This window comes from Streptomyces katrae (genome assembly GCF_000717655.1).
GTDB lineage: Bacteria > Actinomycetota > Actinomycetes > Streptomycetales > Streptomycetaceae > Streptomyces > Streptomyces katrae_B.
Genome location: NZ_JNZY01000036.1, coordinates 1 through 13,288, shown reverse-complemented (window position 1 = coordinate 13,288; position 13,288 = coordinate 1). Strand labels below are relative to the sequence as shown.

At 70.0% G+C, this 13,288-nt stretch carries 5 protein-coding genes, 1 tRNA gene and 1 rRNA gene; 1 reads left to right on the top strand and 6 read right to left on the bottom strand.

Annotated features, from left to right (window positions below):
• Positions 1-168: 168 nt before the first annotated feature.
• From IF09_RS0131320 to IF09_RS0131310, 3 genes are all read right to left on the bottom strand, one after another.
• Positions 169-2,940 (bottom strand): FtsK/SpoIIIE family DNA translocase, encoded by a 2,772-nt coding sequence (locus IF09_RS0131320; protein ID WP_051833187.1) that lies wholly within the window; start codon positions 2,938-2,940, stop codon positions 169-171.
• 143 nt (positions 2,941-3,083) lie between these two features.
• Positions 3,084-3,761 carry a response regulator gene (locus IF09_RS0131315; RefSeq protein ID WP_030301487.1) on the bottom strand — a complete coding sequence of 226 codons (678 nt, stop codon included), beginning with the start codon at positions 3,759-3,761 and terminating at the stop codon, positions 3,084-3,086.
• Positions 3,762-4,038: 277 nt separating this feature from the next.
• On the bottom strand, positions 4,039-9,561 hold the full coding sequence (locus tag IF09_RS0131310; protein ID WP_199920512.1) for a HAMP domain-containing protein: 5,523 nt from the start codon (positions 9,559-9,561) through the stop codon (positions 4,039-4,041).
• Between the two features lie 192 nt (positions 9,562-9,753).
• Between IF09_RS0131310 and IF09_RS0131305 the strand changes: the two genes are divergently transcribed.
• Positions 9,754-12,315 carry a SpoIIE family protein phosphatase gene (locus IF09_RS0131305; RefSeq protein WP_063607454.1) on the top strand — a complete coding sequence of 854 codons (2,562 nt, stop codon included), beginning with the start codon at positions 9,754-9,756 and terminating at the stop codon, positions 12,313-12,315.
• On the opposite strand, the gene IF09_RS0131300 is transcribed toward IF09_RS0131305, so the two are convergent.
• The 3 genes from IF09_RS0131300 to rrf all read right to left on the bottom strand — a co-directional run.
• Positions 12,312-12,926 (bottom strand): HdeD family acid-resistance protein, encoded by a 615-nt coding sequence (locus tag IF09_RS0131300; protein WP_030301481.1) that lies wholly within the window; start codon positions 12,924-12,926, stop codon positions 12,312-12,314. The two genes, IF09_RS0131305 and IF09_RS0131300, sit on opposite strands and share 4 nt — an antisense overlap.
• 184 nt (positions 12,927-13,110) lie before the next feature.
• Positions 13,111-13,186, bottom strand: a tRNA-Thr gene (locus tag IF09_RS0131295).
• A gap of 5 nt (positions 13,187-13,191) precedes the next feature.
• Positions 13,192-13,288: ribosomal RNA gene (gene rrf, locus IF09_RS42100) — 5S ribosomal RNA — on the bottom strand; the annotation flags it as partial.

The window sequence follows — 13,288 nt, the reverse complement described above, 5'->3', positions numbered from 1 at the left end:
GGGTGACGAAAGGGTGGAGCAACCGGAGGGTGGACTTCCTACGCCATCCGAATGGCAATCCGAACAGTGCAGGAAGTCCGGGTGCTGCGGCGGACCCGCACAGGGCACGGTGCCGCCACCTCCCTCAACTTGACGCGGACCCAAGGGAAACGGTTGCCCGCCCGAGAATTACGGTTGGGTCTCTCCCCGGATGACGGCGAGGACCCCGTCCAGTTCGTCCGCCTTGACCAGCACGTCGCGCGCCTTCGACCCCTCGCTCGGGCCGACGATCCCCCGCGACTCCATCAGGTCCATGAGCCGCCCGGCCTTCGCGAAGCCCACCCGGAGCTTGCGCTGGAGCATCGAGGTCGACCCGAACTGCGTGGAGACCACCAGCTCGGCCGCCTGGCACAGCAGGTCCAGGTCGTCGCCGATCTCCTCGTCGATCTCCTTCTTCTGCTTCTGCCCGACGGTGACGTCGTCCCGGAAGACCGGGGCCATCTGGTCCTTGCAGTGCTGCACGATCCCGGCGATCTCGTCCTCGGTGACGAAGGCGCCCTGGAGGCGGACCGGCTTGTTCGCTCCCATCGGCAGGAACAGCCCGTCCCCCTTGCCGATGAGCTTCTCGGCGCCCGGCTGGTCGAGGATGACCCGGCTGTCGGCGAGCGAGGAGGTGGCGAACGCGAGCCTCGAGGGCACGTTCGCCTTGATCAGGCCGGTGACCACGTCCACCGAGGGCCGCTGGGTGGCGAGCACCAGGTGGATGCCGGCCGCGCGGGCCAGCTGGGTGATCCGGACGATCGAGTCCTCGACGTCCCGCGGGGCCACCATCATCAGGTCGGCGAGCTCGTCGACGATCACCAGCAGGTACGGGTACGGGCTGAGCTCCCGCTCGCTGCCGGGCGGCAGTTTGATCTTGCCGTCCCGGATGGCCCGGTTGAAGTCGTCGATGTGCCGGTAGCCGAAGGCGGCCAGGTCGTCGTAGCGCAGGTCCATCTCGCGCACGACCCACTGGAGCGCCTCGGCGGCCCGCTTGGGGTTGGTGATGATCGGCGTGATCAGGTGCGGGATGCCCTCGTACGCCGTCAGCTCCACCCGCTTGGGGTCGACGAGCACCATCCGGACGTCCTCCGGGGTGGCCCGCACCATCACCGAGGTGATCAGGCAGTTGATGCAGGAGGACTTTCCGGAGCCGGTGGCGCCGGCGACGAGCACGTGCGGCATCTTCGCGAGGTTGGCCATGACGTAGCCGCCCTCGACGTCCTTGCCGAGCGCCACGAGCATCGGGTGGTCGTCCTCGGCCGCGTCCGCCAGCCGGAGCACGTCCCCCAGGTTGACCATCTCGCGGTCGGTGTTCGGGATCTCGATGCCGACTGCCGACTTGCCCGGGATCGGGCTGATGATCCGGACGTCCGGCGAGGCCACGGCGTACGCGATGTTCTTGGTCAGGGCGGTGATCCGCTCGACCTTGACCGCCGCGCCCAGGGTGACCTCGTACCGGGTGACCGTCGGTCCCCGGGTGAAGCCGGTGACGTCCGCGTCGACCTTGAACTCGGTGAACACGTTGCGCAGCGAGGCGACCACGGCGTCGTTGGCGGCGCTGCGGGTCTTGCCGGGCCCGCCCTTCTCCAGCAGGTCGAGCGAGGGCAGTGCGTACGTGATGTCCCCCCGCAGCTGGAGCTGCTCGGCGCGGGGCGGCAGCGGCTGGGGCGGCGGAGGGGCTTTGGTGAGGTCCGGCACCGACAAGGTCCCGGAAGCCGCGGCCGTGGTGTCGTGCGGCGGCTCGGCCGGCTCCGGGGCGGCGGCCTTGGGCCGCTCCTCCCGGGCGGGCGGCACCGGAGCGGTGATCTCCACGCCCGCGCGCTCGACGGAGATGCCGTGGGTCAGGTCGGCCACCAGCGGGGAGGGCGGCATTCCGCCGTAGACCACCCCGTCCAGCGCGGCGGCGGCCGCGGCGGCCACGTCGACGGCGTCCATCTCCCGCTCGGGGGCCGGCCGGGCCGGGGTCCGCCGGGGGCGCCGCCGCCGGGCGAGCGCCTGCTCCTCGGCGGCATCGGCGGCATCGAGGTCGGCGGGGTCGCCGGAACCCGCAGCTCCCGACCGGGCCCGCCACTGCTCGGGGTCGTGCCGGCCGGCGGCGCCGTCCTCCCCGAAGCCCTCGTCGTACTGGTTCGGGGCGATGATCCCCAGCCGGATGCCGAGCCGCCGCAGCCGCTGCGGGATCGCGTTCACCGGGGTCGCCGTGACCACGAGCAGCCCGAAGATCGTGAGCAGCACCAGCATCGGCACGGCCAGCGGCGCACCCATGGTGAAGATCAGCGGCTTCGAGGCGCCCCAGCCGATCAGCCCGCCCGCGTTCTGCATGGCGGTGGTGCCCTCGTCCCGGCCCGGCGCCCCGCAGGCGATGTGCACGAGGCCGAGCACCCCGATGACGAGCGCGGACAGGCCGACGCCGATCCGGCCGTTGGCGTCGGGCTGTTCGGGATGGCGGATGAAACGTACCGCCATGACGCCGAGCAGGATCGGCACGAGCAGATCCAGTCGTCCGAAGGCGCCGGTGACCAGCATGGTGACCAGATCCCCGACGGGACCGCTCAGGTTCGACCAGGTACCGGCGGCGACGATCAGCGCGAGGGCGAGCAGCAGCAGCGCGACGCCGTCCTTGCGGTGGGCGGGGTCGAGGTTCTTGGCGCCCTGGCCGATCCCGCGGAACACCGCGCCGACGGCGTGCGCACAGCCCAGCCACACGGCGCGCACCAGCCGCACCACGCCCCCGGTCGGGGAGGGCGCGGGCTTGGGCGGCACCTTCTTGACGGGGGCGCGCCGGGGCGCCGCGGCTTTCTTCGCTGCGGGCTTGCGGGCGGGGGCCGCCTTCTTCGCCGGCGCCGTCGTCCGGCCGGTGCGGCCCTTCGCGGTGCCCGCAGTGCTCTGGGAACCCTTGCCGGACGTACGTGAGGCCATGGGGCCGAGGTTACCGGTGCGCGCGCCGGTGGACACGCGTGCCCACCCCTTCACCCGTTCGTGTCGCGGGCCGTGTCGGTGCTTTGACGCACCGCCAGGCCCGGCACCGTCCGAACGGCCGGGCGGTCAGCGCCTCGATGCGCTCAGCTCTGCGCGGGCAGCACCGGCGCTCCCCCGCCGGTCCCGGGCTCGAGCGCATCGAGCGCCCGCCGCAGACCGGTGAGCTTGCGCTCCAGATGGGCCGCGGTCGCCACGACCGCGGCATCGGCCGATTCCTCGCCGAGCTGCTTGGTCAGCGCCTCGGCCTGTTCCTCGACCGCCGCGAGCCGCGCGGAGAGCTCGGCCAGCAGACCGGCCGTCTCCTTGCTGTCAGCGCCCGAGCCGCCGCCCTCGAGCTGGAGGCGCAGCAGCGCCGCCTGCTCCCTGAGCTGGCAGTTCTTGGTGTACAGCTCGACGAACACCGAGACCTTGGCCCGCAGCACCCACGGGTCGAAGGGCTTGGAGATGTAGTCCACCGCGCCGGCGGCGTAACCGCGGAACGTGTGGTGCGGACCGTGATTGATCGCGGTGAGGAAGATGATCGGGATGTCCCTGGTCCGCTCACGCCGCTTGATGTGCGCGGCCGTCTCGAATCCATCCATCCCGGGCATCTGCACGTCCAGCAGGATGACCGCGAAATCGTCCGTCAGCAGCGCTTTGAGCGCTTCCTCGCCCGACGACGCCCGGACCAGTGTCTGATCGAGCGCGGAGAGGATGGCCTCCAGCGCGAGCAGATTCTCCGGCCGGTCGTCGACCAGGAGGATCTTGGCCTTCTGCACCATGCCCTGTCCTCCTCGCCCCGGCATGGGGCCTCCCCGGCTCCTGGCGCCGGCCTGTACGCCGGGCCCCGCCCCAGAAGAGGACGGCATCCTTACGCCGTCCGTCCTTGTGCCGGTCATCGTAGCCCCAGTCCCGAGATCGCCACACCCTGTCACCAAGATGTCACTGTGCACGAAGCAGAAACGGTGTGGGAGAGCAGAAGGTTCCCCGTCTCCCGCCCTTCCACACCGTTTTCGCCACAGTCAGTCAGCAATTGGTATCAGAGCGCTCTGCAGTCGATCACTTGCCGCGCATCCACTGCTCCATCACCGACAGCAGATAGTCCGGGTCGACCGGCTTGGTGACATAGTCGGAGGCACCGGAATCGATCGCCTTCTCCCGGTCCCCCTTCATCGCCTTCGCCGTCAGCGCGATGATCGGCAGACCGGCGAACTGCGGCATCCGCCGGATCGCCGAGGTCGTCGCGTAACCGTCCATCTCGGGCATCATGATGTCCATCAGCACGACGGTCACATCGTCGTGCTGCTCCAGGACCTCGATGCCCTCCCGGCCGTTCTCCGCGTACAGGACCGCCAGTCCGTGCTGCTCCAGGACACTAGTCAGCGCGAAGACGTTGCGGACGTCGTCGTCCACGATGAGCACCTTCTCCCCGTGGAAGTCATACGTCCGGGGCACCACCGGAAGCTCTTCTTCCGGATTGACCCAGCCGTCCTCGGGCCCCTGCGCGTTCGGCTGCCCCGGCACCGCCGTACGCGGCTCCAGGTCGCTCAGCGCCTTGCGCCGCCGCCGGAACAGCGCAGCGCCGCCCTGTCCCTGACCGGCCGCCTCGGCGGCCGGCACCCCGGGGCGCGCTTGCTGCGGCTGCACCTGTGCCGCGGCGGCGGGCGCCGTCGGCAGAGCGGGCCGCGGGCCGTCGACCTGCCTGCGGTACACCTCGCCGCGGCCGCCGCCGGGCGTGGGCGGCGCGTACCCCTGCGGCGGCAGCTCGCTCGGGTGCAGCGGCAGGTACAGCGTGAACGTGGACCCGCGGCCGGGCTCGCTCGCCGCGTGGATCTCCCCGCCCAGCAGCCGGGCGATCTCCCGGCTGATCGACAGCCCCAGGCCCGTACCGCCGTACTTCCTGCTGGTGGTTCCGTCGGCCTGCTTGAACGCCTCGAAGATCACCAGCATCTTGCTCGCCGCGATCCCGATCCCGGTGTCCGTCACCGAGAAGGCGATCAGGTCCCCGTCCGCCTCCCGCAGCGAACCGGCCTCGAGCAACTGCTCCCGGATCGCCGTCGGCACGTCCGAACCCGCGGGCCGGATCACCAGCTCCACCGCCCCGGTGTCGGTGAACTTCACCGCGTTCGACAGCAGGTTGCGCAGCACCTGCAGGAGGCGCTGCTCGTCCGTGTGCAGGGTCGCGGGCAGCTCCGGGGAGACCCGAACCGAGAAGTCCAGGCCCTTCTCCGCGGTCAACGGCCGGAAGGTGGCCTCCACGTAGTCCACGAGCTGGACCAGCGCGATCCGCGTCGGCGAGACGTCCATCTTCCCCGCCTCGACCTTCGACAGGTCCAGGATGTCGTTGATCAGCTGCAACAGGTCGGAGCCCGCACCGTGGATGGTCTCCGCGAACTCCACCTGCTTCGGCGACAGGTTCTCGTCCGCGTTGTCGGCGAGCAGCTTGGCCAGGATCAGCAGCGAGTTGAGCGGCGTACGCAGCTCGTGCGACATGTTCGCCAGGAACTCGGACTTGTAGCGCATCGAGACCGCCAGCTGCTCGGCGCGCTCCTCCAGGACCTGCCGGGCCTCCTCGATCTCGGTGTTCTTCACCTCGATGTCCCGGTTCTGCTGGGCCAGCAGCTCGGCCTTCTCCTCGAGTTCGGCGTTGGCCGCCTGGAGCGCCTTCTGCCGGTTCTCCAGCTCGTCGGAACGTTCGCGCAGCTGCTCGGTCATCTCCTGCGACTGCTTGAGCAGCATCTCCGTCTTGGAGTTGACGCTGATCGTGTTGACGCTCGTGCCGATCATCTCGGCGATCTGGCTCAGGAAGTCCTTCTGGATCTGCGTGAAGGGCTGGAAGGACGCCAGCTCGATGACGCCGAGCACCTTCCCCTCGAACAGCACCGGCAGCACGATCACGTGCGCCGGCGGCGCCTCCCCGAGCCCCGAGGAGATCTTCAGGTAACCGGGCGGGGTGTTCTCGACGAGAATCGTCCGCTTCTCCTCCGCCACGGTCCCGATCAGCCCCTCCCCCGGCCGGAAGGAGGTGGGCATCTGACCGCCCGCGTACGCATAACTCCCGCGCATCCGCAGCTCGTACGCACCGTCGGGACCGCCCTCGGTCCCGATCTCGGTGGTGCCGCCCGACGGCAGCGCCAGGAAGAAGGCCCCGTGCTGCGCCGAAACCACCGGGGTCAGCTCGCTCATGATCAGCGAGGCCACGTCGTCCAGCTCGCGGCGGCCCTGCATCAGGGCGGAGATCCGGGCGAGGTTGCCCTTCAGCCAGTCCTGCTCCTTGTTGGCCAAGGTGGTGTCGCGCAGGTTCGCGATCATCGTGTTGATGTTGTCCTGGAGGACCTGGATCTCGCCCGCCGCGTCCACGTCGATCTTCAGGTTGAGATCGCCGCGGGTCACCGCGGTGGCCACGGCCGCGATCGCGCGCACCTGCCGGGTCAGGTTCCCGGCCATCTCGTTCACGGACTCCGTGAGGTCGCGCCAGGTGCCGTCCACGTCCCGGACCCGCGCCTGACCGCCCAGGATCCCCTCGGTGCCCACCTCGCGGGCCACCCTGGTCACCTGGTCCGCGAACGAGGACAGCTGGTCGACCATCGTGTTGATCGTCGTCTTGAGCTCCAGGATCTCGCCCCGGGCGTCGATGTCGATCTTCTTGGTCATGTCGCCCTTGGCGATGGCGGTCGTGACCATGGCGATCTGCCGCACCTGGCCGGTCAGGTTGGAGGCCATGAAGTTCACCGAGTCGGTGAGGTCCTTCCACGTACCCGAAACACCCGGCACGTGCGCCTGGCCGCCCAGGCGGCCCTCCGTGCCCACCTCGCGGGCCACGCGCGTGACCTCGTCCGCGAAGGAGGACAGGGTCTTCACCATCGTGTTCACGGTGTCGGCGAGCTGCGCGACCTCGCCGCGCGCCTCGACCGTGACCTTCTTCGTCAGATCACCGTTGGCGACCGCCGCCGAGACCTGCGAGATGTTGCGCACCTGCGAGGTCAGGTTGTTGGCCATCAGGTTGACGTTGTCGGTCAGGTCCTTCCAGATGCCCGTCACGCCGCGCACCCGGGCCTGGCCGCCGAGGATGCCCTCGGAACCCACCTCGCGGGCCACCCGCGTCACCTGCTCGGCGAACGAGGACAGCTGGTCCACCATCGTGTTCACGGTCGTGACCAGCTCGAGGATCTCGCCCTTGGCGTCCACGGTGATCTTCTTGGAGAGATCGCCCATCGCGACCGCCGTCGTCACCTCGGCGATGTTGCGCACCTGAGAAGTCAGGTTGTTCGCCATGAAGTTGACGGACTGCGTGAGGTCCTTCCAGGTGCCGGAGACCCCCTTCACCTCCGCCTGGCCGCCCAGGATGCCCTCGGTGCCCACCTCGCGGGCCACCCGCGTCACCTGCTCCGCGAAGTTCGAGAGCTGGTCGACCATCGTGTTGAGGGTGTTCTTCAGCTCCAGGATCTCGCCGCGCGCGTCCACGTCGATCTTCTGCGACAGGTCACCACGGGCCACCGCCGTCGCGACCTGCGCGATGTTGCGCACCTGAGAGGTCAGGTTCCCTGCCATGCCGTTCACGGAATCGGTCAGGTCGCGCCAGACACCGGCCACCCCGGGCACCTGCGCCTGACCGCCGAGCCGGCCCTCCGTACCCACGTCCCGGGCCACCCGGGTCACCTGCTCGGCGAAGGCCGAGAGCTGGTCGACCATCGTGTTGATGGTGTTCTTCAGCTCCAGGATCTCGCCGCGCGCATCCACGTCGATCTTCTGCGACAGGTCACCACGGGCCACCGCCGTCGTCACCTGCGCGATCTGGCGCACCTGGGAGGTCAGGTTCCCGGCCATGAAGTTGACGGAGTCGGTGAGCTCCTTCCACGTCCCGGACACCCCTTCCACCCGGGCCTGACCGCCGAGGCGGCCCTCCGTGCCCACGTCCCGCGCCATCCGCGTGACCTGGTCGGCGAAGCTGGAGAGCTGGTCCACCATCGTGTTCACGGTGTTCTTCAGCTGGAGCATCTCGCCCGAGACGTCCACGGTGACCTTCTGCGAAAGGTCGCCGTTGGCCACCGCCGTCGTCACCTGTGCGATGTTGCGCACCTGTCCGGTGAGGTTGCGGAAGGCGGTGTTCACCGAATCTGTGAGGTCCTTCCACGTACCCGCCGCACCCGGCACCTGCGCCTGACCGCCCAGCTCACCCTCGACGCCGACCTCACGGGCCACCCGCGTCACTTCCGCACCGAAGGACTGCAGCTGGTCCACCATCGTGTTGACGGTGTTCTTCAGCTCCAGCATCTCGCCGGCCACGTCGACCGTGACCTTCTGCGAGAGATCGCCGTTGGCCACCGCCGTCGTCACCTGCGCGATGTCCCGCACCTGCGTGGTGAGGTTACGGAAGACCGTGTTCACCGAATCGGTGAGGTCCTTCCACGTACCCGCCGCACCCGGCACCTGCGCCTGACCGCCCAGCAGGCCCTTCGCCCCGACCTCGCTGGCCACACGCGTGACCTCGTCCGCGAACGTCCGCAGGGTCTCCGTCATCTGATTGATCGTTTCGGCCAGCTGCGCCACCTCGCCGCGCGCGCTGACCCGTACCTTCTGCGACAGGTCACCGTTGGCGACGGCCGTCGTGACCTGCGCGATCCCGCGCACCTGTGCCGTCAGGTTGCCCGCCATCGTGTTGACGGAGTCGGTCAGGTCCTTCCACACGCCCGCGACCCCGGGCACCTTCGCCTGGCCGCCGAGCTCACCCTCCGTACCCACCTCACGGGCGACCCGCGTCACCTCGGAGGAGAACGACGACAGCTGGTCCACCATCGTGTTCACGGTGTTCTTCAGCTGGAGCATCTCGCCGGCCACGTGCACCGTGACCTTGCGCGACAGATCGCCCTTCGCGACCGCCGTCGTGACGAGAGCGATATCACGCACCTGAGCGGTGAGCCGGTACGCCATCGTGTTGACGGAGTCGGTCAGATCCTTCCAAGAACCCGACATTCCGCGCACTTGGGCCTGACCGCCGAGTTTGCCCTCGGTACCCACCTCCAGCGCCACACGCGTCACCTCGTCGGTGAACGCGGACAGCTGGTCGACCAGGTTGTTGACCGTACGCCCGACCTTCAGGAACTCACCGCGCAGCGGATGCCCGGACCCGTCCGCCGTCTGCGTCCGCAGGTCCATCCGCTGGTCCAGATCACCCTCGGCGACCGCCGACAGCACCCGGCCCACCTCGGACACCGGCCGGGCAAGATCGTCCACCAGCTGGTTCGAGGCATCGATCGCGGCCGCCCAGGAGCCCTCGCAGGCACCTGTTTCCAGCCGTTCGCTCAGCTTCCCCTCGCGGCCCACCGTCCGCCGCACCCGGGAGAGCTCTCCCGTCAGATGGAGGTTGCGGTCGGCGACCTCGTTGTAGACGGCGGCGATCTCCGCCATCACGCCCTCGCCGGACACCGTCAGCCGCTTGCGGAAGTTCCCGTCCCGCATCGACACCAGGGCCGTGAGCAGCCGGTTCAGGGCGGCGGTATCGACTTCCGTCGTGCCGTTCCGGCGGGACCTCCCGCCTTTCGGGCGCGTTCCCGTACGCCGCACCGCTGCGCCAGACTCCACCGTGTCCCTCCCGAAAGGGTCGACCGCTGTTCCACCGACACCCGGCGAGTCGCACGCCCGGCTATCCGATCCTGCCCAGTGTTTCACCCTGGCCGAACCCGGCCATAACACTTCGGCACCATCGCACACCGGCCGCACCCTGCGGGTCGAATCCCGGACGACGGCACCAAGCCGACCGCGAAGGTAAGTAACCTGGCATCCGATGTCCAACCGCGTCGAAGGAGACTCGTGATCACGGCTCGGGCGGCTGCCAGCTTCGACCCCCTCGGGCGCTCGGTCGCCGCAGCCCGCGCGTTCGTCCGCGACACCCTCCAGGGCTGGGGGTTCGCGGACATCGTCGACGACGCCGTGGTCCTCACCAGCGAGCTCGTCACCAACGCCGTGGTCCACGCCGGAACCAAGGCCGAGGTGCTGTGCCTGCGCTCCGGAGACGGCGTACGCGTCGAGATCGCCGACCGGTATCCCGAACGCGAGCTCCCGCTCCGCCACCCCGACGAGCGCCCGTACGCCGACCCCGACCGCGAGAACGGCCGCGGGCTGATGCTCTGCGCCGCCCTCGCCACCCGCTGGGGCGTCGAGTACACCGCCACCCACAAGCACGTGTGGTTCCGGCTCGACCTGCCAGACCGGCCGGTCGGTACCCGCTCCGCCGGACCCGTCGTCCCGGACCGGCTCCTCCCGCTCGCCGACAGCCGGGTCCGCGTCGCCGTCCTCCAGATCGACGCCTCCGACGCCATCTCCGCCTGGAACGAGGACGCCGAGCACGTCTTCGGCTACACCGCCGAGAAGGTCCTCGGCCGGCCCCTCGCCGAGCTCGCCGCCTGGCCCCAGACCCCCGGCACCGGCACCGGCATCGCCGAGGCCCTGCGCCTGTCCCGCTGGGAGGGCAGCTACGGCATCCGCGGCGCCGACGGCCGCGTGATCCCCGTGTACGCCTCCCACCTGCGGGTCCGCGATGCCCACGGGGAGCCTTCCATCGTCTGCCTGCTGGTCCACGACGACGAGCGGGCCCTGCTCCAGACCCCCGTACGGGTGGCACCCTCCGACAACCTCCAGCTCACCGAGCCCCGCCCCGCGGACCCCTTCGAGGTCTTCATCGGCTCCCCCGCCCCCGACGACCTCGACGGACTCCTCCAGCGCACCGTCGAGCGCGCCCGCGACATGCTCGACGCCGACGCCGCGTTCCTGCTGCTGGCCACCGACGACGAGACGGAGCTCGAGGTCCGCGCCACCACCGGGCTCCCCTCCACGCGCCAGCGCTTCGCCCGCGTCCCCGTCGAGGCCGGCACCAACCGGTACGGCTCCGCCCGCATGCCCGCCGTCCACGACGACCTCTCCGCCGTCCCCGGAGCCGTCCCGCTCCTGGAAGCCACCGGGATGCGCTCGGTCATCACCGTCCCGCTCAAGGTCGAAGGCCGGCTCACCGGCTCGCTCGGCGTCGCCACCGAGAGCCCCGGCCGCTATTCGAACGCCGAGGCCCTGCGCCTCCAGTTCGCCGCCGACCGCATCGCCCTCGCCGTCGAATCCGCCCGCCTCGGCGAACTGGAACGCCTGCGCCGCGGCTCCCTGTCCTTCCTCGTCGAGGCCTCCGACCTGCTCGCCGGCACTCTCGACCGGGACCAGACCCTGGCCCTCATGGCCCAGATGACCGTCCCGACCCTGGCCACCTGGTGCGCCGTCTACACCATCGCCGACCAGTCCTCCGACCCGTACCTCTCGTACGTCCTGCACGAGGACGAGGAACGCATCGACGGCCTCAAGGCCCTCCTCTCCAGGGTCAGCCCGCCCGAACCGGTCCGCGAGGCCGGCGCCCGCCCCTGGCCGGCGACGACCTCGGCGGTCGGCGGGGAGACCGTCGTCCTCCCCCTCCTGGCCCGCAACCGCGTGATCGGCATGCTCACCCTCGGCAAGCCGTCCGAGGAGCACTTCCGCCAGGAGATCCTCGAACTCGCCGAGGACCTGTCGCGCCGCGCCGCCCTCGCCCTCGACAACGCCCGCCTCTACTCCGAGCGCACCGCCATCAGCCGCTCCCTGCAGCGCAGCCTGCTCCCGCCCGGCTCCCCGGCCATCCCCGGCATGGAGGTCGAGGTCATCTACCGCGCGGCCGGCGAGGGCAACGAGGTGGGCGGCGACTTCTACGACGTCTTCCCGATCCGCGACGGAGCGTACGGCTTCGCCATCGGCGACGTCTGCGGCACGGGCCCCGAGGCGGCCGCCGTCACAGGCCTCGCCCGGCACGCCCTGCGCCTCCTGGCCCGCGAAGGACTGGGCGGCCCGGCGGTACTGGAGCGGCTCAACGCGGCCATCCTCGACGAGGGCGCCCGCAGCCGCTTCCTCACCCTTCTGTACGGCGAGCTCCACCCGCAGCCGGACGGCGGCGCCTTGATGAAGGTCGTCTGCGCAGGCCACCCGCTGCCGCTCCGGCTACGCCCGGACGGCCAGGTCACCCCGGCCGCGGACCCGCAGCCCCTGCTCGGCGTGATCGACGACCTCGACCTCTACGAGCAGACCCTCACCCTGGACCCGGGCGACGTCCTCCTCTGCGTCACGGACGGCGTGACGGAACGCCGCGAGGGCACCCGCATGCTGGGCGACGACGGCCTCGCGGAGGTCCTCACCACGTGCACGGGCCTCACCGCAGGCGCCGTCGCGTCCCGCGTCCTCCGTGCAGTGGAACGCTTCGCGGCCGAACCCGCCTCGGACGACATGGCCATCCTGGCCTTCCGCGTCCCCCACCAGCGCGAGAGCGACTAGGGCACCTCCTGGCGCCTCGGATGACGGGTGGCGGAGCGCAGGGCGAAGGCCATCACCACTTCGAACACTCCCAGCAGGACGAGCCAGAGTCCCAGCAGCCGTGTCAGTGCGACCGCCGAGTCCACGGGGAAGCAGAGCACGACGATTCCTGCGACGGTGGCGAGAACTCCCAGGCCGAAGAGCAGGCCTCGGTGCACGAGCGTGCGGCTTGCGATCGCGGTGTATGCCGTGAGTACTCCGGTCAGCAGCCAGAAGACCCCGAGGATCAGGGACAGCGCGCCGATCGTCTGCATCGGATGCCGCAGTACCAGGACGCCGGCCAGGAACGCCAGCATGGAGACCAGAACGCCGGCCAGTCTGCTGCCGCCGTCGCTGCTGTGCGAGAAGGCGGCTACGAAACGGAAGACACCCGCAACAAGAAGCTGCAGACCGATGATGACGGCCAGGATGTGCAGCGTTTCGTCGGGCCAGACGAGTACCAGGATGCCTGGAATCAGGGTCGCGAGGGCGAAACCGAGTGCCCAGTGCCAGGTACTTCCGACCCGCTTCAGGACGTCCTCGGGGTCGCTCTGCGTGTGCTGCGGTGCCGCCGCGCCAGAGGGTACGGTCATCACGCCTCCCAGGCCTGCCGGGCGCCCCTCAGGGCACCTCGTGGCCGCCGGTCGTGCCTTGTCCACCCTTCGCGCCCATTTTAGAGAGCTATGGTGCAACCCGCCCGCCGGCGGACGAGACGACGGAGCAGCCGACTCCCGGAAATGCAAAAAGGCCCCCGCCATGAGGCGGGGGCCTTTTCTTTGGAGCCCTTTAACGGAATCGAACCGTTGACCTTCTCCTTACCATGGAGACGCTCTACCGACTGAGCTAAAAGGGCGGGTTGTTCGGCGGCGTCCTACTCTCCCACAGGGTCCCCCCTGCAGTACCATCGGCGCTGAAAGGCTTAGCTTCCGGGTTCGGAATGTAACCGGGCGTTTCC